Here is a 22,223-nt window from a genome sequence, read left to right as displayed (position 1 = left end):
TCCACGCGGCTAAGACCCGGTCAGTTCGCATCATGGCCGCTAAAGCGCTTGGCACTGGCAGCGCAATGCGAAGGTAGGATGACCAAGTCGCCATTGCAGCACGCCGCCTCGCTCAACAGGTTTAGCGTAGCGCGATAACGCCGGGTATCGCCGAGAAGTGCGGTGGTCAGCCGCGGCGGCGGTCGGCGCTGCGTGATTGACTTGCCAAGCCACACCGCATCGGCAGCCAGCAAGACCTGGCGATCGTCGGTGGTGCGCAGTGCCAGCCCCCAGTGGCCGACGCAATGACCGGGCAGTTCGACGGCGATCAGACTACCGTCACCCAGGATGTCACGACCTTCGCTAAAGGGCGCGAACCCGCTGGGTAGCGCCATTGATGGCGCATCTTCGAAAAAGCGAGCGTTAGCATCGGCCGCCTGGGGAACCAACGCAGGCAGCAGGCCCTGGCGCACGCGGCCAAAGCGACCCGGCCGACGCAATTCGGATAGGCCCGCACGGGCGCAGTAGACCGGCCGCTGGGCAAGGTGGGTCATTCCCGCGACGTGGTCGCCATGAAAATGCGAGATAATGGTGCCAACAATCGCGCTGTCTTCAATCCCATGGGTAGCGAGCCAGGCGCTCCACGCCTGCTGCGCATCAATGTTGACCGGCGTTATCCAGCGATAGAACCGCTCGGGAAACGTCTCGGTTGCATCAATAAAAGCAGGATCATAGCCGGTATCGAACAACAAAATACCCCGCGTCGGGTGATCAATCACACCCACCATGGCGGGAAAATCAACCGCACATAGGCTTCCACCTGAGAGAGTGGCGATCTCTGGATGGCGGCATAAACCGCGTTCAAGCCAACGGAATCCGACGCGGATCATGGCTGCTTTTCCTGCGTGGCAAGCTGCCGCGCTTCGGCCAGCAGGGTCGCCAGTGCATCATGATGGGGTCGGTAGCCGAGTAACCGTTGAGCAGGTTCGAGATCAAAGGTCTGAGAGTAGGCCAGCGTCGCCAGCTTGTAACGTGTCAACATCGGCTCGCGGGCGGAGCGCATCAGCAACGCAGCGTTTTCACTGAGCACAGCAATAGCACGCGCCAAGCCAACCGGCAGTGAGACAAGCTGCGGTGTTTTGCCTAACGCATCGGCGAGCTTACCAGCCACTTCGCGTACCCTAATGGGGCTACCTCCCGATATATTGATTGCCTTTCCGGCAAGCCCAACCGCCCGCTCTTCAGCGGCGCAGATGGCCCATGCGGCGTCGCGCAGATCGGTCAACTCAATCAACCCCCTGCCGCCACGCGGAAGCGGCATCCGCTCACGCCCCGCCAGTTCGGCCAGCTTGGGCAAGATCACCCGATCGCCCGGCCCCACCAGTGCGCGCGGGCGAATGGCGCAGCAGGCCAGGGCGTCTTCCCGCTGTGCAAGCACGCTGCGTTCCGCCGCGAGCTTGGTACGTGCGTAGTGGTTAAGTGGCTGGAGCGCGGGGCCGTCATGCTCGCCGATGGCTATCCGGTCACGATACGCAGCAAAAATTGACGGCGAAGAAACAAATACGAAACGCTCAACGCCCGAGCGGCTGGCCGCTTCAAGCAGTTGTTCGGTCATACGAATATTGTGAATCTCAAATGCTCGTCGTGGGCCCCAACTGGCCGATAAGGCGGCGGCATGAATCACGCTATCGGCACCCTTTAAGAGCCCGTGAAAATCAGCTTCTGGGTGAGTAAGATCCGCCCTAACGAACTGCGCGCCAAGTGACGTAAGCGCCTCGACCGCCGCCTGCGAACGCCCTGTGGCTCGCACAGCATGCCCGCGCTTTAGCGCCTCGCGCACCAGCGCTATACCCAGTCCGCCGGTCGCCCCGGTGATAAGGATACGCCGTTGACTCATAGCTTGAGCACCATGGCACTGGCACTGATCCCCGCGGCAGTGCCCAACAGCAGGATATAGTCACCCGGCTTGGCGACACCCGTCGTAAGTGCGTGGGCGAGCACGCTCGGGATTGAGGCGGCGATCTGGTTACCGGTATTCGGGAAGATATTAACCACTCGGTCACTATTGGGCGCGAAAAGCCGCTTGATATGCTCGACCCCTGGCGCACTCGCCTGGTGGCAAATCACACAGGCGAGATCATCCTTGCTTATTTCCGCCTGTTGGAGCGCACGTTCGATGACGCCAGGCAACGCTTTGGCAGCAGCCTTGAAGATGCCAAAGGCGTCCATCTCGAAATAGGATCCGGCGACCAGCGCCTGGTAACCTTCAGCGATGCGCAACTTTGTGCCGCCCGCGCGAAGCTGCGCTAGCGCGTGGTGAGCACCATGGGTGACCGAAACGCTTGAACGCATTCCGCAGGTTGGGTCTGACGTCGCCTCAATCGCCAGTGCCGCCGCACCATCGCCAAAGATGGAGCGCGTTTTCGGCTCCTCAGGGTTAAGCCCTGCCGACGCGATGTCGCTAGAGAACACCAGCGCGCGCCGCCAGCGTCCACAAGCAATGCCCATGGCGGCGATATCCAGCGCCACCATAAAGGATAAACAGGTCTGGTTAACGTCAAAGCTAGGCACGCCGGACTGGCCAAAGCCGAGACGGTTCTGGACTAAAGCGGCTGTAGACGGAATCGGTTGCTCCATAACGCCGCAACCGCCGATGATGACGTCGGGCGGCGAGTTGCCCCAGCCTGCGCGGTTCAGCGCCTCGCGGGCGGCCTCGGTCGCCATCATTGAGGTGGTCTCATCCTCACTCGCAACATGACGCGTGGCGATGCCGAACTGGCGTTCAGTCCAGCCAGGAGGGTGCCCTTGGCGTTCGTCCAGGGAGCGCGAAGTTTGCTGGATACGAGGGCGATAACTGCCCCACCCGGCAATCGTGAAGTTGCTAATCATATGTCCATTTCAAACCGATTCGCTCTCATACTCTAATAAAGATTAATATCAATCAATTAGAAATTAGACGGTGCGCAATTTATGGTTAACCTGGCAGGGTGCGTAAAGGAGAACTAATCACACCCTTAAAGTGGTTCGTGATGGGCGGATAGCTGCCTGATGCTTACATTTGTTAAATTCCGGTTGCACCCGCGGTGGCTAAACCCAAGTAGAGGGCCAACACCGTTAACAACCTAACCCACCACAGAGTAAACTGCCTGCGAAATAGGTTTATAACGAACAGCATACTTCCTACTATCCCAACTAAAACACCGAATCCAACGACCACTGCCCCTGGCTCGCCACCGAGGAAATAGGTGCGCATTATTTCGGGGAACACACTCCAGATAAGAGGGATGAACAAAGCAACTACAACACTTGCTAAACCAGTAGCTAATGCCGCGACTTCGAGCCTAATCATAGAACTCCTAAAGGTATTTAACGCCGCTTATCTTTGGTGATTAAGTTACCGATAAGCTGGATGACAAAACGCACTTCCTCAAGCTGTACGACGCAGAAAGCAGGTTTGCGCAAGGTGCAGTTTTTAAGTCTATGAACTGCGATGGATGTGGGCTGTCAGAGCTGCATCATAGCAGGAGATAGCAATATGCAGACGATTGAGCTAGGCGGCGTAAGCGTACCCCGTATCGGCCAGGGCACCTGGCATATGGGTGAGGATACCGGGCAGCGGCAGGCTGAGGTCAGGGCGCTGCGTGAAGGCCTGAATCTGGGCATGACGCTGATCGATACCGCCGAGATGTATGCCGAGGGCGGCGCTGAAGAGGTCGTTGGCCAAGCGATTCGTGGCCGGCGCGATGAGGTGTATCTGGTCAGCAAGGTCTACCCCCACAACGCCAGCACCCAGGGTGTTCAAGCCGCCTGTGAGCGCAGCCTGCGCCGATTGGGCACCGACACTATCGATCTCTACCTGCTGCACTGGCGCGGCCAGTACCCGCTGAATGAGACAGTGGAAGCTTTTGAGCGGCTACGCGAGCAGGGCAAGATCCTGCGCTGGGGCGTGTCGAACTTCGACATTGGCGACTTGGCAGAGCTCGACGCGCCCGCTTGCGCCACCAATCAAGTGCTCTACAACCCCGAAGCGCGCGGCATTGAATACGACCTGCTGCACTGGCAAGCACAACACAATATGCCGCTCATGGCCTATTGCCCGATCGGCCAAGGCGGCACGCTACTGCGTGACGCCACCCTGCAACGCATCGCCGACAAGCACAGCGCCACGACTGCGCAAGTCGCCCTCGCCTGGGCTCTGCGCCACCCCGGGGTGGTCGCTATTCCCAAAGCCGTTAACCTGGATCACCTCAAACAGAACGCCAAGGCAGATACCGTCAGACTCGACGACGATGACCTGGCTCAGATCGACACCGCCTTTCCTCCGCCAACACGCAAGCAGTCCTTACAGATGGTGTAAGGCCAGGCCGTCAACGGCCCAGCACTGGAGCGATGCCATGTCACTGCCCGCCCCACCCAATGCCTGGATCCGCTTTCTCGCCCACCTGCTGTTTATCCTCGCGGCGTGGACGCTGTTCATCAAATACCTCTTCCCCGTTGGCTATGCGCTGGCATACGGCGAGCCCTGGGCGCGGTATATCTATTGGGATCTATGGCCACTGGCGCACGTCTGGCTAGGCTGGGTGCTGCTCAAACAGCCCAGCTATACCCGTGCATTGGCGGTGGGAATGTCCGTCATTGAAATCCTTATTATCGGCACCCTGTTCGTGCGCTTTCTCAATGACCCCGAGTGGTCGATCTGGCGTACCAACTGGTTTGTAAATAAGGTGTTTGTATTGACCTGCTTTGTGCTGGTGTTGGCGGCCACGGTGCCGATCCCCAAAAAATGGAAGGAGCGGCCGCTATGAGCTATCTCATCAAGCATCGCATCACGCGCCGAGAAAGCCTTACGCTCATCGGCGCCACGCTGGCCGCCACGATGTTGCCAAGCGTGCCGCTGCTTGCCAACACGGGTGGGATGCGTCAGAAGGCTTTTGCAAGTACTGATAAAACACTGCCCGTGATCGGCATGGGCACCTGGCGCACCTTCAACGTTGGCAGTGATCCGAAGTTGCTCGACGCGCGCACCAAGGTAGTGAAGGCCTTTTTCGAGCATGGCGGCGGCCTAATCGACTCTTCGCCTATGTATGGCTCGGCGCCAGATGTGATGGGCTATGCCCTGCAACAACTCGGCACGCCCGACAGCCTGTTTTCCGCCGAGAAGGTCTGGAGCCCCGCCGGTGGCACCGCCCGAGAGCAGGTGGCGGAGCTGAAAGACCGCTGGACGGTGGATCACTTCGACCTGGTGCAGGTGCACAACCTGACGGACTGGCGCGAGCACCTGGCCGCGCTGCAGGAAATGAAGGCCGAAGGCGTTATCGGCCATGTCGGCATTACCACCTCCCACGGTCGCCGCCACAGCGAAATCGAGCAGATCATGTCGTCTGAGGATATCGACTTTGTTCAGCTCACCTACAACATCACCCACCGCGAGGCCGAAAACCGGCTGCTGCCCCTGGCGGAAGAACGAGGCATCGGCGTGATCGCCAACCGGCCTTACGATGGCGGCAGCCTGATCAAGCATCTCAAGCAGCGTGACGCGGCATTGCCCGAGTGGGCCAACGAGGAATGCGGCTGCACAACCTGGGCGGACTTCCTGCTGAAATTCATCGTCAGCCACCCGGCGATCACCTGCGCGATACCCGCCACCACCCAGGTCGAGCACATGCACGAAAACATGCGCGCCGGCCACTCCCCTATACCCTCGGCCGATGCCCGGCAGCGGATGGCTGACTATATCGAGTCGCTATGAACGCCTGGACAAGTTACCGGCTACAGGACTTTATTCCCTTCACGGCGGAGGTGTACTTTCGCCTGATGGAACGCATGGGCGAAACCTTCTGGCCGCTGCAATTACTGACCCTCGCCCTGGGCGCCGCCCCCCTTGTGCTGGCGCTGACACACCGCACGCGACTCTCCTGCCTGCTACCCGCCCCGCTCTGGGCCTTTGTCGCCGTGGCGTTTTTCTTTCAGCGCTATACAGAGCTCAACTGGGCCGGGGGCTATGTTGGCTACGCTTTCATCACCCAGGCCGGGCTGCTGGTAGTGATGGCGCTGACGGGATGGGGAATGGATAACGCAGCACGCGCAACAAACCCACCGGTTGCTATAGGCATCGCCATCACCCTCTTCGGTCTGATCATCATGCCGCTGATGGCGCCGCTGAACGGCGGTTCCTGGTTTCAGGCAGAAGTCTTCGGCATCCACGCCGACCCCACGGCGGTGACCACGCTTGGCCTGGTGCTTATTCTGCTACGGGGGTTCGCCCTCTGGGTCGCCGCCATCATTCCCACGCTCTGGCTGGTCGTGTCAGGCCTGACCCTGCAGGTATTGGGTTCGGCGGGCGCAACAACGCTGTTCGCCGTGTTGGTGATTGCGCTGGTTGGGTTGGTTTGGAAAAACATAAGATCCAAGGGCAAGGGATAAAAATGCAGCTCCGGTGCCGTTAACGGGTCGGGCTACGTGGCCTGTTTTAGCTGCATATAAATAGAAGGATCAAAGTTCCTCCTTGGATCCGGCTTTAAGGCATACCTGGAGCACAGTTTCGTAGCCTCCCACCACAGTAACTTAAATGCAGAGACCTCTTTATTCGTCACTAAACAGGCTGCCGCCACCGCCAGACCCAACGATGGGCGTTAAACATCAGCAGGTTGCCACTCACAATCATTGCTAACCCTATAAGTGCATCCGCATGCCACTGGTAACCCTCGAATACCGTTGACAGTGCCAGCGCGACCAAAGGAAACAGTACCGTAGCGTAGGCCGCTTTACCGGCCCCAATACGGCCAACCAGCATAAAGTAGGCGCCAAAGCCTCCCACCGATCCTATTACGGCTAAATAAACCAGGGCACCTAGATATATCGGTTCCGCTGGCAGGCTGAAACTGGCCCCCTGAACCCAGGCAATCAACCCCATCAACATCCCCCCATACAGCATGGCAAAGGCGTTGGTGGTGTTGATTTGCAGACCGCGGCGCTGGTGTCTGACTGACACCATGTTACCCAGCGAAAACCCGTAAGTACCCAGCAACGCCAAGCCAATGGCGCCCAGTAGTCCCCATGTAGCTTCAACGGTGACCAGATCCTGCCAGAAAATCAGTGCCATGCCCGGCAGACCAAGGGCCAACGCCAGGTAAAATACCCGCGGAACCGGTGTACGAAAGAATAGGTAGCCATTGGCCGCGTTAAACAGTATCGACATCGAAAACAGGATAGCAATCAGGCCGCTGGGGAGATAACCCGCAGCGGTATAGAAGCAGTAGAAATTCAGGCCAAACACACAGCCACCCTGCACTAGGCAGAAAAGATGATCCCTGGCCTGCAGAGCCTGGCGCCGGCGAAGCAACGTAAGCCCGGCTAACAACAGCAGCGCGGCGATGAGAAAACGATAGAATACCGAGACCGGCACTGCCACGTCGCCCACTTGCCAGGCAATAGCCAGCCAGGTCGAGCCCCAGATCAGAACCGTTGAGATATACAAAAAGCTATTCATGGCTCGCCATTCCCAGAGTCGTTAGTGTCAGCCATAGTGTCGGCTCACCCCCGACTGGCTGGCTTGCCCGCGATTGCGCCAGTTTGTCTATTCTTGCGGTTGAGTGGTTCGTTGGATTGAGTTTCGTACTGAGCCTGAGTACTGTTAACGCAGTTCCAGGAGCTGCCCATGTTCACCGACACTTTGAACCACTATCCCAGGATGAAGCAGACGCAGGCGCGTCTTGTGAGTAGCACCCAGCTAAAAAATGGCATGGCGCTGGCACGTTGGAGTAACTTAAAAGACCGTATTGAGAACATTCACTCAAACCACCACACTCTGAGCGTTTATCTTAACGGTGCAGAGAACTCCCTGCGCTGGCAGGGTTCACAAACCATTGCCAGCGCGACCAGCAACAGCGTGTGTTTAATGCCCGCCAACCTGGACACCAATTGGGAAGTACGCGGGCCTATCTCACATCTGCATTTCTATTTCAGCGACACTCACCTGAGCCAGTTGATCGAACAGGTATGGGATAAAGATGGCCAACGTGTACAACTGGACGAAATCGACTTTGCCGAGGACGCCCTGCTCACTCAGCTGTTTTGCACCACCCTTGGGCAGAGCAACTGGCAAGACCCGCTGGATCAATTAGCGCTGGATTCCGCCACCCAAACGGCATTGATACACACCCTACGCCACTACAGCCAGCGCCGTCTGCCGACTCTACGCCCGACGGGTGGACTGCCTACTTGGCAATTAAAACGAGTGGTGGAGTTTATCGAGCATCACCTGAACCAACCGCTCACACTGAAAGACATGGCGGGCATCACTGGCCTAAGCGACTACCACTTCGCCCGTATGTTCAAACAGACCACTGGCTACCCGCCCCATCGTTATGTGTTGCACCGTCGCCTTACCCGGGCGCGACACTTGTTGGCGGAAACTTCGCTAAATATGACTGAGATCGCGCTGCAGTGCGGTTTTGGCTCCAGTAGCCATTTCAGCAACCGCTTCCGTGCAGAGATAGGGGTCAGCCCTACAGCGTATCGGACGCAACAACGCAGCTAGGATTCTTACGAAGAGTGTCGTCCTGTTTACTTATTATAAAACGGAGAAACCATGCCGCCGTGCACCCAATACCACCAGCAGTGTTGCCGTAAGCAGTACCAGCAGTGCGGGCGAAAAGGAGCTGGCACCCAAGCTAAGCGTATTTATTGATTCTATGGCTGGAGTGTTATTCAAAGACCTGGATGTTGCACACTGTTTTGCGACTATTAACGAGCAGAGCTAGCACATGCAGCACGTTACTGAAAATTATGGCCTCTTGCATCAAAAGCCCAAAAACAACATGTCCAACGCCACAGAGATTTCATCCTGCTTCTCAGCAAGGCTACCAACGCCAGAGCGCAATTCGCCTTCGGGTACAGCCGCCATATACTGAGTGGCCATTACTAGCTCCTGACCCTCAATGCTAAATACAGGATTCAACCGTTGGGCAGGGGCCGGCGCGGTAGATTTGGGCAACAGCGGTACGACAACGCGGGTGTTCAAGCCGCTGAGAAGGTCTGACTGAACGTCCAGCAAATAGCCAATTCCACCCTCATTTTCAAAAACGTCGAAACGAGCCATCAGAACTGACGGTGCCGTGCGAGAGGCAAACCGTTAGCTTCCACGTATGCGTTCGAGCTTGCCAGGGCGCTGGCATTGTCTTCCAGCCACTTCTCCTGCTTATGCCGCTTCACAGCTTCCGCAATCCCTGCCTCTGCGGATCGTGAGACATTGATTCCCAAGCTTTTTGCCTCTTTAAGAAGCGCACTATCTAGCGATAGGTTCGTTGGTTTTCGGGTGGATTTAGTCACTTCAGTAGCGTGCATGGTTCAATCCTCGAGCGGAACTATAAACTTATAATATGCGCGCATTATATGCGCATCAAGTTTGCAAAGCGGCAGGTTTTGTTCGAACAGCGCTTTAATCTCATAGGCACGGCGGCTGACGAAGCTGGTGCGAGATGCACATCGACTTGATCTCGCTGTGTAAGGTACCCATCTCCTTGATGCACCGAAGCTGGAGCAAAACGACTCGGGAGAGAGGCTAATTTTAATTAAATACTGTACTGGTAACGGTAAACATCTCTGTATTCTCCACCCAGCAGTGGAGCTTGATAAAAACTCGGGGCTCTTCCAGTAAGCACGAACCCCGCTTTAACTAAAGCGCTTTGAGCAGCAGCGTTGTCTACGTCTGTGAAAGAGCTAACGCCTGCCGCCTGACCGGTTGCGAGCAAGTGTTGGGAGGTTAGCGCCAAAGCCTCTGCTGCAAACCCGCGACCTCTGTATGGGATGCCGATGCCGAAGTGAACAGCCATCGACGCATCATCCTTGGCAACGGTTATCAGCCCTGCAGCAGCAACGTATCTAATTGCCTCTATCACCCAAACGCACGTGCCATTAGATGCCAGGCTACTAGGATTAGAGAGCTTCTTGAGCATGCTCTCAGTTTGCGCAACATCGTTGTGTGGCTGCCGAGCCAAGTACTTCGCTGAGCCCAGGTCACCAGTATAGGTCTTAAAGATCGACGGGGTATCCCCGGGCCTGTAGTAGCGCAATCCTAGCCGTTCTGAAGCAGTGATCATATCTAGGGGCTCTTCTTCAGAAGAACAACCTGGGCCTTATCCTTCCTGTACCCCAGAGACTCATAGAAGAGGTGGGACTGCCCCCTAAGCACATTAGCGCGCACTCGGATAACACCCACTTTTCCTGACAGCCACTTTTCCGCTTCGAGAACCAAGCCTTTACCAAGCCCTTGTCCTCTTGCGTTTTCGCTTACCACTAAGCTTACGATCTCTCCCTTGACGCCCTCGGCCAAACGCACATCAACAATGGCAGACACGCAGCCAAGAACGTTGCCAGACACCTCCGCGACAAACACCTCCCCACCCTGCTTCCGCAAAGCGCTAACACTGCTTGAGAGCACCTCCTCAGAAAGATCATAGCCAAGCTGAAACATTAACGGCATCAGCGTTTGAGTGTCTTGGTGAGTGTATTTTCTATAAATTGTATGCATGTTTACTCTATTGCGCTTCGCAAAGTCACAATGGGTTGTTAGCTACCTGCAAACGCTTCAAGCGCTTCTCCTGCCAAACGGTAGCCCACCCACTCATGTTGTGGCTTTGCACCTATTGACTCATAGAACTGAATCGCGGGCTCATTCCAGTCAAGCACGCTCCACTCGAAACGACCACACTCTTTCGACACAGCAATGTTAGCAAGGTACTTCAAAAGCGCCTTGCCAGCACCAACGCCTCGATACTCAGGAGAAACATATAAATCTTCAAGATATAACCCATGCTTGCCGAGCCATGTTGAAAAGTTGAAAAAATAAACGGCAAAACCAATAGGCTCGTTATTGAAGTTGCAAATCAGAGCTTTAGTTGTCGTGTTAGCGCCAAACAAAGCGTTTTCTATTATTGCTAACGAATAAGTAACTTGCCCTCTATCTTGAACACTGAATCTCGGTGGCCACTTCGGTCTTAACGGAGCTGGAGATAACGCCAGCAAGTCGCCTGTTGCAGCACCAGCGACCTCAGTTGCCGTCATTCCTGGCGCTGCGAGCCCCGCTGCTTCGCACGACCTGCGATCAAAGAACCAATGACGATGAGCACGCTGGCACTCAATACGGCCGCCGTGGCCTCGCCGTATCCCGCCAGGATCAGTAGCACCACCGAAATGAGTGGCGCGCTGTAGGCTAGGGTGCCCAGTAGCTGGATGTTCCCGTGTTTGACGCCATAGTCCCAGGTAAAAAATGCGATGCCAACCGGCCCCAGGCCCAGCCCAACCACGCCAACCCACTGCATCAAGCCATCCGGCCACACCGTCTCTTCCCACAGCATATGGCACCCTAAAGCCAACAGTGCCGTCACGCCACAAAACCAACCGACGGCATCCGTTGGCACTGTACGCACCAACCTGCTGAGCACAGAGTAAGAAGACCAAATCAATGCACACGCCAGCGCTACCAGATAACCGGGTAGGTTCTCCCAAGCAAATCCTCCAGCATTTCGGCTGATCAACAACCAACAACCTACCAGTGCCACCAAGGCGCCAACGATAGACTGAGCTCGCAGCCTCTCGTCCGGCAACAGGGCAGAAAGCAGAACGATCAGTAGTGGCCAGAGGTAAGCCAACAGGCTGACCTCCACCGCCGGTGCTAGCGTCATCGCCTTGAAATAGGCAAAGTGATAACCGAATAACCCGACGATACCGATACACCAGGCAAACGGCGGCTGGCGTATATAGCGAACGCCCGTATGGCCAGCCAAGACCCAACGCCCACCCATCAACAGAAACGCGATGCCGAAAGTCATGGCCATCAGCTGGAACTCTGGAATCTCTCCGCCGGATAGCTTGGTCAGCAAAGCCAACGTGCCCCAAAGCAGCACGGAAATGGATCCGATCCAGGTAGCGGCGTTCACGGTTGCCATGTCTCTCTCCCCCGAAATTGTCGTGCGTTAGCGTTAACGGGAGAGCGTATCCATAGCATCGATGAGGATCTTTTGAATCCTGGCGGAATTATGTCGAGAGACGGCGGAAGTGGGTAGGCGGTTTACCAAAGTGGCGTCTAAAGCGGTCGCTGAAGGCAGATAACGACGAGTAGCCCACCGCATCAGCCACCCGCTGAACGCTGAGGCCTGACTGCTCCAGAAGCCGCCACGCCTCTTTCATCCGTACATCTGTGAGATATTGATGAGGCGTCACACCTACCTGATGGCGAAAAAGCTCGTTCAACTGACGAATGCTCAGATGGGCCACACTGGCTACCTCGGCCATGGAAATCGGTCGCTGAAAGTGATCATCCAGAAACTGTTGCGCTGCGTGAATCCTGCGATCCAGCTGCAATTGACTTCCATGGCGCTCCTGCAGCAGTTGGATCAGCAATAGCAGCATGTGATGCTGGGTAGCATCCGCCACCGCCCCACTCATGGCCTGAGCATGTAGGAACTGGATGTAATGGCGCAGTGCCAAATCAAGCTCGGCGAAACAAGGCAGCTTATCTAGCGCAGGCGCCAGCCCTTCCGGCAAATCGACCACCAAAAAACGGTTATCTTCTGTTGCAGCAAACCCATGGACGCTTCCTGAAGGAATGATCGCCGCACGGTGCTGTGCCACCTCCCCCGCCATGGCATCTATCGACAGAAACAGCGTACCGACCAAGGGCAGTACCAGTTGATGATGATCGTGGGAATGACGTTTCACTTCATCGTCATAAGTGCGTATGTGCAGCCCCATATTGGGATGTTTCATAACCTTACTCGGCAATCGTGGGCATATTCACTTCCTTGACCTGATTCAACGGGCCTGTGCCGTGGGCCTTTGGGTAACGCCCGCTGGATGGACGAAAATGGAGGGCTTCCAGGCTCTGTGCATGATGAGAGAAGCACCGGTGCCCTTTCAACGAGTGTACCCATTTTAGGAAAGTCTGGGTGACCGCATGGTGAGAGTACGCGTGTGACATCACGCAAGTCTCAGAAGCTTTCATAAAATGAAAACTTGACTATTGAGTCTCTAATAAAATCTCGACTCGCTCTTTACCTCGACCGATGTTATTTCTTTTCAACCTGATGGGCCCGATCTCACTGGTCGTTCTGACATGGGTTCCCCCGCAAGGTACTTTTGAGAACCCCTCAATCTCCCAATATCTGCGTTCGTTTTTACTGTCATCAAAGCCAGTCTGTATCGTTAACCCTGATTCAATAATTCGGTTTGCCTCATCGGCAAATCCTTGCAGCATGGGAGATATGCTTTCAGGCCACTCAAAATCTATCCGCGCTTTATTTTGGGCGATATGGGCACCCACTTTTTTTTTTATCCCTGGCACCGCTTTATAAAACAGCTCCAGAACAAGTTCGGCAGCAAAATGGAGACGCATAAGCCGGTAGCGCCTCTCCCAGTCAATTTCTATGTGGACAGATTGGCCAAGCCCAAGCTGATGATCGTCAGGTAAGGTGTAGATGATCTCGGAACCTTTTTTCACTGCTGAAATAACCGGATAACCCCCAATAGTTCCGTAATCGCTCTCCTGCCCCCCTGAAAAGGCAAAAAAGATGGTTGATTCCAAAGTAATCTGAGTTCCATCAACTGAAGCAACGAATGTATCGTGGTCAGTTTGGTATGGGTTTTGCCAAAATACTTTTTGTGTCATGACACACCTCAGTTGAAAGCCCCGCATCTAACGCTGCAGCATGCGCGCCTTGTTAGTGGAGGCGAAAGCCGCAACGAACAAGGCATCGGCGTGCCTGGCTGATGATAAGTGACCGCTAGCTGCTCAGATATGATCGTCTGAGCTCTAATATACGCCTTGCGATGCTTAAATCTTGGGACATCCAGCGCCTTAAGGCCCGCAACGCCACTCGCCCTGCCAATCACGCTGAGCGCCGTCGGCCCGGTCATACGTCAACGTCGCCGGCCTTGGCGGCGACTCCCCGCCTTCAGTAGGCTCACCGGTGACCTCAATGTGGACGGTCTTGCCCTTACCACTGAAGGTTGGAGACTCCGTTATGCCATTAAAGCCACCAGGTGCCGACACGCGCTCCACATAACCGGCGACCTTGACCACCCCTTGCGCCGCATCGGACGACCCCACATTGCCCATGGCTATCAGTAAAACCTCCCCGTCATCCGTGGTGAACTGGCAACCCAGCTCCCCAGGAAGGCTGGCCTCATTCATGTCCTCCTCCGTGAGAGCGTTCAGCGCAATCTCGGAACCATCACCGCCCTGCGTCTGACCCGAAGGAGCAGCGCCTTCCTGTTTGTCGGAATCATTGGACGCCTCGGCTGACGGCGAGGTCGACGACGATTGCGCCGCCTCTTCCTCTGCGTCCGAGGACGGGTTCGAGCAGCCGGCGATCAAGGTGATGGCCAGCAGACTTGCTAACAGAGTGACGGCGAGATTTGCACCGCGTTTGGTAAAGGGCATGGTGCCTCCTGGAAAAATAAAACCTACTTTAGAGTAACGCGTACAACTATGAATAATCGCTCCTTGAAAGTCTGTAAAGGGCACTGGGACTCTAACCCCGAAACGCACGCCCTGTAGCGGGAAGCGCGTAGCAGCGTTCATGTTTCTGAAAAGCCTCTTGCTGGCACAAGCCGGATTTTCCATCGGCACGCCGGTATCGATTACGGTTGAGGAAAATCCCGACTCCTCAGTTCCTGCTTCAGTTGAGCCCCGTCCTTATGGGTTTACTCGTCTCATCCATGCGACTCACCCTCCAGGCCAACCTGCGGCTGTTCAAATTTATTCCCGATAAATTGGTCATTGGCGAAGCCAGTATCGGAGGTCACGACAATGCCTTTTGGGTAGATATTCTCCGCAATACCCAGCTTTTTAAAACTGGCGCTTACCCTCCTACTTCTACAGTGTCATCCAAAGGGCTGCGGTTATTCTATAAATTCTGGAGTACAGCTCTTGAGTTCGTGTGTCAGCAGAGGGGTTGTTCATGCCCTAACGTGTAATTCGTCGCGTGGCATAAATCGACGGGGATCCGTCTTACGCCCGCCATCACCCGCTTGTCGCGTAGATTGCATTGTTCTACCACCTGAACCAAAATATACCAATTATTGGTACTAGCGAGATGACATCATGCAAAAGAACACCAGCATCACTTTAGGCCAACATTTTGATGCCTTCATTGCTGAACAACTCAAAAATGGCCGATACAGTTCAACAAGCGAAGTTGTTCGTGCAGGATTGCGCCTGCTTGAGGAGTCCGAAACCCGCCTGACTACGCTCCGCAAACTGCTTAAAGAAGGCGAGGACAGTGGTTTTGAAGACTACTCATATGGCTCTTTCATTCGCGAACTAGACAACGAAAAGCGCTAATGCTGAATTTCAAGCTTTCCAGGAAGGCCAAAGCCGACCTTAAATCTATCGCACTGTATACGGAGCGTGAATGGGGCCGGGATCAGCGAAACCACTACATTTTTCAGTTCGACCAGTGCTTCCACCGACTGGGTGAAAATCCGAACCTGGGGCAATCTTGCGAGAAGATTAGCCCGGGCTACCGCCAGTACCCCCAAGGAAGCCATATCATCTTTTATCGAGTAGCCACCGATGATGTTGTTGAAGTTATCCGCATCCTGCACAAACGGATGTTACCAGAAGGGCACCTACTTTAAGGCATAGCGCCGCCAGCACGCGTGGCTTTGTAGTGAAGGCGAAGCCGCAACGAAAAAGACATCGCCGTGCCTGGCCTTGTTAAATTTTTATAGCGCCATATGCAACAGCGGATAAGGCTTACCCTGACCATCGACTGGTGACCGACCTGTTACTTTAAAGCCAATATGCTGGTAAAAACCTAGCGCCTGTTCATTCTGCTCGTTTACATCGACCTTTGAAGCTCCCTGCTCTTTGATAGCATGGGCCGCTAACATGGCCCCAATGTCCTTTCCGCGCGCCTCAGGTAAGATGAACAACATCTCAATATTACCGTCATGTACTCCGCAGAATCCCTGAATTTCGCCGTTGCCGTTTTTAGCGCACCTTAAATCAACTGCGTCAAAATACTGTTCCAGAATTAACGGCTTTAACTCCTGTAGATCATCTTCAGCCAGAAAATCATGCGTTGCCATGACCGACGCTTCCCAAACTTCTATCAGTTGAAGGTGATCTGCTTTTTCTACGATCTCAATATTCATCACTAAACCCGATTGAAAATTTAACGCCCGCAGCACGCGCGGCTTTGTAGTGAAGGCAAAGCCGCAGCGGAAAAGCCGTCGCTGTGACTGCGATTGTTAGGCTTCTGCTGAATAGACGTCAAAACCGTTCATCATATATAGCAGGCAGCACAAGTTCACGGACGTAAGATGCGCTAGACATGTTAATGAGGGTATTTACAACATTGACTACGTCGTGAACGGGTACAAGTTGTCCGTCACCTCGGAGAGCGGCTTCATCCAATGGCACAGAAAGAGCATCGTCTGTGTTGAGGTAGCCAAGCTGCAAACAAGTAACCGCTAAACCGTCCTTTCGGAAACCCTCTCTCAATGCGTCACCAATACCTGTCAGGGCAAACTTTGACGCGCCAAACGTAACTTCCGGACGTCCACTCTGGCGAAGCCCGGATGTTGAACCAGTAAGAATCAATCGAGGATTAGTGGAATTGAGAAGCTTGGGAATAAGCCTTTTTAGCAGCAGTATGGTTCCAGTGATGTTGATATTCACCATCCCAACAATGCTCTCATCAGAATCATCAAGAAACTTGTACTCATCCGTAAAAGCCGTCTCTTCCCAAACTCCCAGATTGTATATCAGCACATCCAGCTCCGGGGGAGCTTGCCGCTCAATCTCTAAGGCTGCCTCCAGAGGGGTTCCTAGGTCCGCTTCGATCCAATCAAGACTAACGAAATCAGGCAGCTTAAGCTCTTTCGGACGCAGGCGTGAAATACCAACAACATTATCACCAGCCGTGCATAACCCTTCTACAAAAGCTCGACCTAGGCCTTTACTCGCCCCAACGACCATTAACTTCATGAACCAACTCTCTTTTTTGCCTAACGCTGCCATCACGCGCTTGTCGCGTGCATGGCCTTGTTAGCCAATTCATGCGGCACATCGACCGCGAACCATGTGGAGCACTCCCGACTATCAGGAAGCCTCTTGTATGCGACAATGAAGTGAAATGACAATGCTTTACCCCGTTCCAGCCCCGCGAGTCGGAGTTCAAGACCTGAGCCAGAGTAAGATATTGGGTATTCGTCCGATTCGGAATCCAAAATCTTTAGTCTTTGAGAAAGAGCGTCACCATCTTCAGTTCCTAGCGACAACGCCCAATTCGAAGACTCCCAGGTAACACAATCCAGACACTCGCCAGACTCAGGCGATCCAGAGAGACTTTCATTATCAAGGTGAGCTGCGAAAGTAAGAGCAGCACCATCGACACCTGGCTCTACAAACAGAACACACGTCACTACTCGATCTAAGGTCATCCCGTTTGAAAGCGTGCAAGGCAGATCCAGTATCTTGATCTTCGTACTGCCACTCACCTTTGCTTCAAACTTGATGCATCCTAACGGCGTCTCGACTGATTCCACGAAATCCCCTTTAGGCTAACGCCCGGCGCAGCAGGCAAATTGAGCGACGCTGAAGCGCAAATTTGGTCTGCCTGGCGCCACTTGTTAACTGCTACCACCAGAACCACAGCTCACTCCCTTTTTCGCCAATATAGTAATCTCCATCACCCTGCGAGAGTGACTGAAGCCCACTTTCTAGCTCTATGGCCATTTCTAAGGAGAAACCTAGCACAACCTTATCTTCGGCCTCGCTTATGAACCACTTAGACGATACCTCTAAGATTAGCTTCTCGGGAGACCTGGGCTTAGCCGAACAATTTGGAACAGCAAGCTGCTCCTGTGCCGGCCTTGTAACTGAAACAGTTCTTCTTGCCAGCTCCTGAGAATTAGCAAGGGACGCAACAAGACTCCGTAACGACGCCACGCCGGCCTCATCACAATTCAAATGCCATCCAGGATAGTTACGAGGATTTCCTTCGTAGCTCCAAATCGACACGCTTCCATTTTGCTTCCATTCGTTCGGATTCATGATTCAGTTAACAGTGATTATACGCCCTGCCATGAAACCTCAATGAACGTGACATCACAATGACTGAGGTTTCATAGCCACCAAATTGAATCTACCTCATTGATTCTACAGCGTGCAAAGAGAATTTCGGCAATGTAGCCAAAACTCGCGGGCTTGCGCGTTTTGCTCGCCTCAATAATACTGTTTTTATGAACAGCGTTATTGAGGCATTCCCCCATGAAACTAATGGAACGTGTCAAGGCCACCATGAGGGCCAAGCGCTACAGCCTTAGTACCGAGAAAACCTATTGCTACTGGATTCGCTTCTACATTCGGTTCAATAACTTGCGGCACCCTGCCACCCTAGCAGGTCATGAAGTACGGCAGTTTTTGGAGTATCTGACCATCGAAAGGCAGTGGCAGCCGCCACCCAACACTTGGTATTCAATCAAACGACCAGCTTTCTCAAGATAAGATCAAACCGATGCCAGTGGTGCGGGACCAGCCCACCCTCGCCCTCGCTTTCACGTAAAAGCTCGATATTCAAGCCGTCACACAGCTCCTCCACTGCTTGCTGTGAATGAAAGCTCATTGCTGAATGTGTAGCCCAGTCGTGTCTGTCGCCAAAGAGGTGGCCAACGAAGACACCTCCCTGTTCCAGCGCTGATAGGATCTTGTCCCACAGCGCGGTAAAGTGCGTTGGCTCACAGAACGGTAGACTTAGCCCAGCATGGATGAGTGCTGAAGGTGCTAGGCTTTTCAACTCCTCGAACGGCGAGTGCATGACCGTCAGGTCAGCAGAAAGCTGCTCGGCTTTCAATGCCTCGACGCGTGCAATGGCTTGGGGTTCCTTGTCGATTGCCAGAACACTCCAGCCCGCCCGCAACAGCATGGCCGTTTCGATACCGCTGCCACAGCCTAAATCGACGGCGTGGCCGTTACCGATGGGTAAGCATTCATCACCTAGAGCGCGCCTTAACAGCGGGGAAGCGGCGCGTGTTTGATGGGCTTGGTAGAAGGCTTCCCAGCCCGCCCCGTGTCTGTTTTTCAATGTCGGTATTCCCGTATCACATCACGCCGTGAGGATGTGTCTTGATGGCACTATCGAATTAAAACTAACACACAGCTTCGGCAACTACCCCCTTGCATCTCCCCCACCCGCCTCCTACACTGCCCTGAATACTGCTTGACGGGGTGCCGGTGGAACCGGCTGAGATCGCTATACGACTGGCTGCTACAGCAAGTCGTCACGGCGGGGCCCGTTGAACCTGATCCGGCTAGTACCGGCGTAGGAATCAAGCGGTGGTTGGGGTGCACCGTTTTCACCTGATAGCTTGCCCCAACTCACTCTCCCTTCGCCCGTGCGCCGGTTCGTTGTACCACCGGAGGCATCATGGGCTACTGTTTTACTGATCTCACCACCGCCTGCCATAACGATTGGCGCGCCTATATTGAGCACGATTTTGTACGTCAGTTGGGCAGTGCCACGCTGCCTGAAGCATCGTTTCGCCACTACTTGAAGCAGGACTACCTGTTTTTGATTCACTTCGCCCGCGCCTACGCGCTGGCTGCCTATAAAAGCCCCACCCTTGCCGATCTTCGCCAAGCCCATGAAGGCTTGAAAGCCATTGTAGATGTGGAGTTGGGCCTGCACGTGGGCTTCTGCCAGGCGTGGGGGATTTCCGAACAGGAGTTGGAAGCGCTTCCTGAAGCCAGGGCGACGCTGGCCTACACCCGCTATGTATTGGATACCGGCAACCGCGGTGACCTGCTCGATTTGCACGTGGCGTTGGCCCCCTGCCTGGTGGGCTATGGCGAAATCGCCAATTGGCTAAACGCTCAACCTTCTACCCTGCGCGGCACGCAAAACCCCTTTGATGCCTGGATTGCCATGTACGAAGGCGAAGAGTTTCAAGCCGCCATGCAATCAGAACTTGAGTGGCTCAATACCCGATTGGCTGACGTTACCCCTGCCCGCTTTGCTGAGCTTGCCAAAATCTTCCGTGATGCTACCCGCCTGGAAATCGACTTCTGGCAGATGGGCCTAGCGCTGATAGACCAAGACCTGACGGCTTAATGCAGTACCACAACAATCAATCTATGGAGACCGTAATGAGCAAAACCAGCCACTTTTTAGCCGAAACTGCCCAGGTCGATGCCGCTGCCATTGCACCACTGCCCGGCTCACGTAAGGTTTACATTGAGGGCTCGCGGCCGGATATTCGCGTGCCGTTCCGGGAAATTTCGCTATCGCCCACCAAAACCACCGGCATTGATGAAGAGAATCCGCCGCTGCTGGTGTACGACACCTCTGGCCCCTACACCGACCCTGACGCTATCAACGATTTACGCAAAGGCCTACCCGCCCTGCGCCGTGCCTGGATTGAAGAGCGCGACGACACCGAGTTCCTGACCGGCCCCACGTCTGATTACGGCAACCGTCGCGCCAACGATCCTACCCTTGCTCAGCTGCGCTTTGATTTAACCCGCACACCACGGCGGGCTAAACCGGGCAAGAATGTCACTCAGCTTTACTACGCGCGCCAGGGGATTATCACTCCGGAAATGGAGTTTATTGCCATCCGCGAAAACCAGCGCCGCCAAGCGCTAGGTAGCGCAGAAGTGGAGCGTATTCTGGGCCACCAGCATAAAGGCCAGAGCTTTGGCGCCAGCCTACCGGAAGAGATCACACCCGAGTTTGTGCGCGATGAAGTAGCCCGTGGGCGGGCGATTATTCCCAATAACATCAACCACCCGGAAAGCGAGCCGATGATTATTGGCCGCAACTTCCTAGTTAAGATCAACGGCAACCTGGGCAACTCCGCGGTGACCTCTTCTATCGAAGAAGAGGTGGATAAGATGACCTGGGGCATCCGCTGGGGCGCGGACACCATCATGGATCTCTCCACTGGGCAGAACATCCACGAAACCCGCGAGTGGATTCTGCGTAACTCACCGGTGCCGATTGGCACGGTGCCTATTTATCAGGCGCTGGAGAAGGTTAAAGGCGTGGCCGAAGACCTCACCTGGGAAGTGTTTCGCGATACGCTGATCGAGCAGGCCGAACAGGGTGTGGACTACTTCACCATTCACGCGGGCGTGCTGCTGCGCTATGTGCCGCTCACCGCCAAGCGCGTCACTGGCATTGTCAGCCGTGGCGGCTCGATCATGGCCAAGTGGTGTTTGTACCATCACCAGGAGAGCTTCCTGTACACCCACTTCGAGGAGATCTGCGAGATCTGCAAGCAGTACGATGTGGCGTTCTCCCTCGGCGACGGCCTGCGCCCCGGCTCGGTGGCGGATGCCAACGATGAAGCGCAAATGGCGGAGCTAAAAACCTTGGGCGAGCTGACCCATATCGCCTGGAAACACGATGTGCAGGTGATGATCGAAGGCCCCGGCCATGTCCCCATGCATCTGGTAAAAGAGAATATGGATAAGCAGTTGGAGTACTGCGACGAAGCACCCTTCTATACCCTCGGCCCACTGGTCACCGATATCGCCCCCGGCTACGACCACATTACCTCGGGTATTGGGGCGGCGATGATCGGCTGGTTTGGGTGCGCAATGCTCTGCTACGTGACGCCCAAGGAGCACCTGGGCCTGCCCAATAAAGACGACGTCAAAACCGGCATTATCACCTACAAAATTGCCGCCCACGCAGCAGACTTGGCCAAGGGTCACCCGGCGGCTCAGCGGCGCGATAACGCCCTCTCCAAGGCGCGCTTCGAGTTCCGCTGGGAAGACCAGTTCAACTTGGGCCTAGACCCAGACACCGCCCGTGAATACCACGACGAAACACTGCCCAAAGACTCCGCCAAGGTGGCCCACTTCTGCTCCATGTGCGGGCCGAAGTTCTGCTCCATGAAGATCAGCCAGGAAGTTCGCGACTACGCCAATGAGCACGGGCTAAACGGCGACCAGGAAGCGGTGATGAAAGGCATGGAAGAGCAGGCAGAGAAGTTTCGCCAGAAAGGCAGCGAGCTGTATCAGGAAGTGTAGGTCTACTTAACAGGATCGCTGTGGAGTGTGGCTCTTGAGCCTTAGCAAAACTCAAGGGCCACCCTTATTCTGCATAATTTTCTGACCTTCCCCTTGCTCAATCAGCTCTGAAGTAATAATAAATTTTCGCTTAAGTAGAGGTTAATTATACATTGCTCGTGTATGATTCCCATTTACGAGTGCTCTGTCAGACACGGCCCAT

Annotated in this window: 27 protein-coding genes and 1 riboswitch; of the genes, 10 read left to right on the top strand and 17 right to left on the bottom strand. The window is 54.8% G+C overall.

Annotated features, from left to right (window positions below):
• Positions 1 to 20: 20 nt before the first annotated feature.
• The 3 genes from JI62_RS15330 to JI62_RS15320 are packed head-to-tail and all read right to left on the bottom strand — an operon-like array spanning position 21 to position 2,868.
• Positions 21 to 869, bottom strand: a complete 849-nt coding sequence (locus JI62_RS15330; protein WP_088700971.1) for an MBL fold metallo-hydrolase — start codon at positions 867 to 869, stop codon at positions 21 to 23.
• Positions 866 to 1,876 (bottom strand): NAD-dependent epimerase/dehydratase family protein, encoded by a 1,011-nt coding sequence (locus tag JI62_RS15325; protein ID WP_088700970.1) that lies wholly within the window; start codon positions 1,874 to 1,876, stop codon positions 866 to 868. The genes JI62_RS15330 and JI62_RS15325 overlap by 4 nt, the downstream gene beginning before the upstream one ends.
• Positions 1,873 to 2,868 (bottom strand): 3-oxoacyl-[acyl-carrier-protein] synthase III C-terminal domain-containing protein, encoded by a 996-nt coding sequence (locus JI62_RS15320; RefSeq protein WP_088700969.1) that lies wholly within the window; start codon positions 2,866 to 2,868, stop codon positions 1,873 to 1,875. The genes JI62_RS15325 and JI62_RS15320 overlap by 4 nt, the downstream gene beginning before the upstream one ends.
• Positions 2,869 to 3,514: 646 nt before the next feature.
• Between JI62_RS15320 and JI62_RS15310 the strand changes: the two genes are divergently transcribed.
• The 4 genes from JI62_RS15310 to JI62_RS15295 are packed head-to-tail and all read left to right on the top strand — an operon-like array spanning position 3,515 to position 6,402.
• On the top strand, positions 3,515 to 4,336 hold the full coding sequence (locus JI62_RS15310) for an aldo/keto reductase (RefSeq protein ID WP_088700967.1): 822 nt from the start codon (positions 3,515 to 3,517) through the stop codon (positions 4,334 to 4,336).
• Positions 4,337 to 4,373: 37 nt separating this feature from the next.
• On the top strand, positions 4,374 to 4,784 hold the full coding sequence (locus JI62_RS15305; RefSeq protein ID WP_088700966.1) for a hypothetical protein: 411 nt from the start codon (positions 4,374 to 4,376) through the stop codon (positions 4,782 to 4,784).
• Positions 4,781 to 5,728, top strand: a complete 948-nt coding sequence (locus JI62_RS15300) for an aldo/keto reductase (RefSeq protein ID WP_088700965.1) — start codon at positions 4,781 to 4,783, stop codon at positions 5,726 to 5,728. Before JI62_RS15305 ends, JI62_RS15300 begins: the two co-directional genes overlap by 4 nt.
• On the top strand, positions 5,725 to 6,402 hold the full coding sequence (locus JI62_RS15295) for a DUF6064 family protein (protein WP_088700964.1): 678 nt from the start codon (positions 5,725 to 5,727) through the stop codon (positions 6,400 to 6,402). Before JI62_RS15300 ends, JI62_RS15295 begins: the two co-directional genes overlap by 4 nt.
• A 169-nt stretch (positions 6,403 to 6,571) precedes the next feature.
• Here the strand turns inward: JI62_RS15295 and JI62_RS15290 are convergent, their stop codons facing one another.
• On the bottom strand, positions 6,572 to 7,468 hold the full coding sequence (locus JI62_RS15290; protein WP_088700963.1) for a DMT family transporter: 897 nt from the start codon (positions 7,466 to 7,468) through the stop codon (positions 6,572 to 6,574).
• 168 nt (positions 7,469 to 7,636) lie between these two features.
• Here JI62_RS15290 and JI62_RS15285 point away from each other — a divergent pair, with 168 nt between their 5' ends.
• The gene (locus JI62_RS15285) at positions 7,637 to 8,518 is read left to right on the top strand and encodes a helix-turn-helix domain-containing protein (protein WP_088700962.1); all 882 of its coding nucleotides are present in this window, start codon (positions 7,637 to 7,639) and stop codon (positions 8,516 to 8,518) included.
• A gap of 261 nt (positions 8,519 to 8,779) precedes the next feature.
• Here JI62_RS15285 and JI62_RS15280 read toward each other — a convergent pair whose 3' ends face one another.
• From JI62_RS15280 to JI62_RS15240, 9 genes are all read right to left on the bottom strand, one after another.
• Complete coding sequence (locus tag JI62_RS15280) at positions 8,780 to 9,079, bottom strand: CcdB family protein (protein WP_088700961.1); 300 nt, start codon at positions 9,077 to 9,079, stop codon at positions 8,780 to 8,782.
• Positions 9,079 to 9,324 (bottom strand): type II toxin-antitoxin system CcdA family antitoxin, encoded by a 246-nt coding sequence (locus tag JI62_RS15275; protein WP_088700960.1) that lies wholly within the window; start codon positions 9,322 to 9,324, stop codon positions 9,079 to 9,081. The genes JI62_RS15280 and JI62_RS15275 overlap by 1 nt, the downstream gene beginning before the upstream one ends.
• A gap of 227 nt (positions 9,325 to 9,551) precedes the next feature.
• On the bottom strand, positions 9,552 to 10,079 hold the full coding sequence (locus JI62_RS15270; RefSeq protein WP_088700959.1) for a GNAT family N-acetyltransferase: 528 nt from the start codon (positions 10,077 to 10,079) through the stop codon (positions 9,552 to 9,554).
• A 2-nt stretch (positions 10,080 to 10,081) separates the two neighbouring features.
• Positions 10,082 to 10,510 (bottom strand): GNAT family N-acetyltransferase, encoded by a 429-nt coding sequence (locus tag JI62_RS15265; protein WP_088700958.1) that lies wholly within the window; start codon positions 10,508 to 10,510, stop codon positions 10,082 to 10,084.
• A 38-nt stretch (positions 10,511 to 10,548) separates the two neighbouring features.
• Positions 10,549 to 11,043, bottom strand: coding sequence for a GNAT family N-acetyltransferase (locus JI62_RS15260; protein WP_088700957.1), 495 nt, complete (start codon positions 11,041 to 11,043; stop codon positions 10,549 to 10,551).
• A complete protein-coding gene (gene yddG, locus JI62_RS15255) occupies positions 11,040 to 11,927 on the bottom strand; it encodes an aromatic amino acid exporter YddG (RefSeq protein ID WP_088700956.1) in 888 nt (295 codons plus the stop codon). The genes JI62_RS15260 and yddG overlap by 4 nt, the downstream gene beginning before the upstream one ends.
• An 88-nt stretch (positions 11,928 to 12,015) precedes the next feature.
• Positions 12,016 to 12,747, bottom strand: coding sequence for a helix-turn-helix domain-containing protein (locus JI62_RS15250; RefSeq protein ID WP_088700955.1), 732 nt, complete (start codon positions 12,745 to 12,747; stop codon positions 12,016 to 12,018).
• A gap of 250 nt (positions 12,748 to 12,997) precedes the next feature.
• Positions 12,998 to 13,645 (bottom strand): alanyl-tRNA editing protein, encoded by a 648-nt coding sequence (locus JI62_RS15245; protein WP_088700954.1) that lies wholly within the window; start codon positions 13,643 to 13,645, stop codon positions 12,998 to 13,000.
• A gap of 189 nt (positions 13,646 to 13,834) precedes the next feature.
• Entirely contained in the window at positions 13,835 to 14,419 is a 585-nt protein-coding gene (locus JI62_RS15240) for a hypothetical protein (protein ID WP_088700953.1), read from the bottom strand.
• Positions 14,420 to 15,082: 663 nt separating this feature from the next.
• Between JI62_RS15240 and JI62_RS15235 the strand changes: the two genes are divergently transcribed.
• Together JI62_RS15235 and JI62_RS15230 are read left to right on the top strand one after the other, a co-directional pair.
• Positions 15,083 to 15,322, top strand: coding sequence for a type II toxin-antitoxin system ParD family antitoxin (locus tag JI62_RS15235; protein WP_088700952.1), 240 nt, complete (start codon positions 15,083 to 15,085; stop codon positions 15,320 to 15,322).
• Complete coding sequence (locus JI62_RS15230; RefSeq protein WP_088700951.1) at positions 15,322 to 15,618, top strand: type II toxin-antitoxin system RelE/ParE family toxin; 297 nt, start codon at positions 15,322 to 15,324, stop codon at positions 15,616 to 15,618. The genes JI62_RS15235 and JI62_RS15230 overlap by 1 nt, the downstream gene beginning before the upstream one ends.
• Positions 15,619 to 15,705: 87 nt before the next feature.
• Here the strand turns inward: JI62_RS15230 and JI62_RS15225 are convergent, their stop codons facing one another.
• From JI62_RS15225 to JI62_RS15215, 3 genes are all read right to left on the bottom strand, one after another.
• A complete protein-coding gene (locus JI62_RS15225; RefSeq protein WP_088700950.1) occupies positions 15,706 to 16,137 on the bottom strand; it encodes an acetyltransferase in 432 nt (143 codons plus the stop codon).
• A gap of 118 nt (positions 16,138 to 16,255) precedes the next feature.
• A complete protein-coding gene (locus JI62_RS15220) occupies positions 16,256 to 16,972 on the bottom strand; it encodes an SDR family NAD(P)-dependent oxidoreductase (RefSeq protein WP_088701350.1) in 717 nt (238 codons plus the stop codon).
• Between the two features lie 32 nt (positions 16,973 to 17,004).
• Positions 17,005 to 17,532 (bottom strand): hypothetical protein, encoded by a 528-nt coding sequence (locus JI62_RS15215; RefSeq protein ID WP_088700949.1) that lies wholly within the window; start codon positions 17,530 to 17,532, stop codon positions 17,005 to 17,007.
• Between the two features lie 724 nt (positions 17,533 to 18,256).
• Here JI62_RS15215 and JI62_RS23230 point away from each other — a divergent pair.
• Positions 18,257 to 18,493 carry a phage integrase N-terminal SAM-like domain-containing protein gene (locus tag JI62_RS23230; RefSeq protein WP_205737535.1) on the top strand — a complete coding sequence of 79 codons (237 nt, stop codon included), beginning with the start codon at positions 18,257 to 18,259 and terminating at the stop codon, positions 18,491 to 18,493.
• On the opposite strand, the gene JI62_RS15200 is transcribed toward JI62_RS23230, so the two are convergent.
• Positions 18,468 to 19,070, bottom strand: a complete 603-nt coding sequence (locus JI62_RS15200; RefSeq protein ID WP_088700947.1) for a class I SAM-dependent methyltransferase — start codon at positions 19,068 to 19,070, stop codon at positions 18,468 to 18,470. The two genes, JI62_RS23230 and JI62_RS15200, sit on opposite strands and share 26 nt — an antisense overlap.
• Positions 19,071 to 19,199: 129 nt before the next feature.
• A riboswitch (TPP riboswitch) is annotated at positions 19,200 to 19,331 on the top strand.
• 81 nt (positions 19,332 to 19,412) lie between these two features.
• Here JI62_RS15200 and tenA point away from each other — a divergent pair.
• Both tenA and thiC read left to right on the top strand, forming a co-directional pair.
• Entirely contained in the window at positions 19,413 to 20,096 is a 684-nt protein-coding gene (gene tenA, locus JI62_RS15195) for a thiaminase II (RefSeq protein ID WP_088700946.1), read from the top strand.
• A 35-nt stretch (positions 20,097 to 20,131) separates the two neighbouring features.
• Entirely contained in the window at positions 20,132 to 22,021 is a 1,890-nt protein-coding gene (gene thiC / locus JI62_RS15190; protein ID WP_088700945.1) for a phosphomethylpyrimidine synthase ThiC, read from the top strand.
• Positions 22,022 to 22,223: the final 202 nt, after the last annotated feature.

It is taken from the genome of Halomonas campaniensis, from assembly GCF_002211105.1.
Lineage (GTDB): Bacteria > Pseudomonadota > Gammaproteobacteria > Pseudomonadales > Halomonadaceae > Vreelandella > Vreelandella campaniensis_A.
Note: the sequence above shows the minus strand (reverse complement) of the source record. Positions and strands in the feature narration are given on the sequence as shown.

What these genes read in the sequence shown, in the direction of transcription:
- JI62_RS15330 (WP_088700971.1), bottom strand. Translation starts at nt 869, where the DNA reads ATGATCCGCGTCGGATTCCGTTGGCTTGAACGCGGTTTATGCCGCCAT.
- JI62_RS15325 (WP_088700970.1), bottom strand. Translation starts at nt 1,876, where the DNA reads ATGAGTCAACGGCGTATCCTTATCACCGGGGCGACCGGCGGACTGGGT.
- JI62_RS15320 (WP_088700969.1), bottom strand. Translation starts at nt 2,868, where the DNA reads ATGATTAGCAACTTCACGATTGCCGGGTGGGGCAGTTATCGCCCTCGT.
- JI62_RS15310 (WP_088700967.1), top strand. Translation starts at nt 3,515, where the DNA reads ATGCAGACGATTGAGCTAGGCGGCGTAAGCGTACCCCGTATCGGCCAG.
- JI62_RS15305 (WP_088700966.1), top strand. Translation starts at nt 4,374, where the DNA reads ATGTCACTGCCCGCCCCACCCAATGCCTGGATCCGCTTTCTCGCCCAC.
- JI62_RS15300 (WP_088700965.1), top strand. Translation starts at nt 4,781, where the DNA reads ATGAGCTATCTCATCAAGCATCGCATCACGCGCCGAGAAAGCCTTACG.
- JI62_RS15295 (WP_088700964.1), top strand. Translation starts at nt 5,725, where the DNA reads ATGAACGCCTGGACAAGTTACCGGCTACAGGACTTTATTCCCTTCACG.
- JI62_RS15290 (WP_088700963.1), bottom strand. Translation starts at nt 7,468, where the DNA reads ATGAATAGCTTTTTGTATATCTCAACGGTTCTGATCTGGGGCTCGACC.
- JI62_RS15285 (WP_088700962.1), top strand. Translation starts at nt 7,637, where the DNA reads ATGTTCACCGACACTTTGAACCACTATCCCAGGATGAAGCAGACGCAG.
- JI62_RS15280 (WP_088700961.1), bottom strand. Translation starts at nt 9,079, where the DNA reads ATGGCTCGTTTCGACGTTTTTGAAAATGAGGGTGGAATTGGCTATTTG.
- JI62_RS15275 (WP_088700960.1), bottom strand. Translation starts at nt 9,324, where the DNA reads ATGCACGCTACTGAAGTGACTAAATCCACCCGAAAACCAACGAACCTA.
- JI62_RS15270 (WP_088700959.1), bottom strand. Translation starts at nt 10,079, where the DNA reads ATGATCACTGCTTCAGAACGGCTAGGATTGCGCTACTACAGGCCCGGG.
- JI62_RS15265 (WP_088700958.1), bottom strand. Translation starts at nt 10,510, where the DNA reads ATGCATACAATTTATAGAAAATACACTCACCAAGACACTCAAACGCTG.
- JI62_RS15260 (WP_088700957.1), bottom strand. Translation starts at nt 11,043, where the DNA reads ATGACGGCAACTGAGGTCGCTGGTGCTGCAACAGGCGACTTGCTGGCG.
- yddG (WP_088700956.1), bottom strand. Translation starts at nt 11,927, where the DNA reads ATGGCAACCGTGAACGCCGCTACCTGGATCGGATCCATTTCCGTGCTG.
- JI62_RS15250 (WP_088700955.1), bottom strand. Translation starts at nt 12,747, where the DNA reads ATGAAACATCCCAATATGGGGCTGCACATACGCACTTATGACGATGAA.
- JI62_RS15245 (WP_088700954.1), bottom strand. Translation starts at nt 13,645, where the DNA reads ATGACACAAAAAGTATTTTGGCAAAACCCATACCAAACTGACCACGAT.
- JI62_RS15240 (WP_088700953.1), bottom strand. Translation starts at nt 14,419, where the DNA reads ATGCCCTTTACCAAACGCGGTGCAAATCTCGCCGTCACTCTGTTAGCA.
- JI62_RS15235 (WP_088700952.1), top strand. Translation starts at nt 15,083, where the DNA reads ATGCAAAAGAACACCAGCATCACTTTAGGCCAACATTTTGATGCCTTC.
- JI62_RS15230 (WP_088700951.1), top strand. Translation starts at nt 15,322, where the DNA reads ATGCTGAATTTCAAGCTTTCCAGGAAGGCCAAAGCCGACCTTAAATCT.
- JI62_RS15225 (WP_088700950.1), bottom strand. Translation starts at nt 16,137, where the DNA reads ATGAATATTGAGATCGTAGAAAAAGCAGATCACCTTCAACTGATAGAA.
- JI62_RS15220 (WP_088701350.1), bottom strand. Translation starts at nt 16,972, where the DNA reads ATGAAGTTAATGGTCGTTGGGGCGAGTAAAGGCCTAGGTCGAGCTTTT.
- JI62_RS23230 (WP_205737535.1), top strand. Translation starts at nt 18,257, where the DNA reads ATGAAACTAATGGAACGTGTCAAGGCCACCATGAGGGCCAAGCGCTAC.
- tenA (WP_088700946.1), top strand. Translation starts at nt 19,413, where the DNA reads ATGGGCTACTGTTTTACTGATCTCACCACCGCCTGCCATAACGATTGG.
- thiC (WP_088700945.1), top strand. Translation starts at nt 20,132, where the DNA reads ATGAGCAAAACCAGCCACTTTTTAGCCGAAACTGCCCAGGTCGATGCC.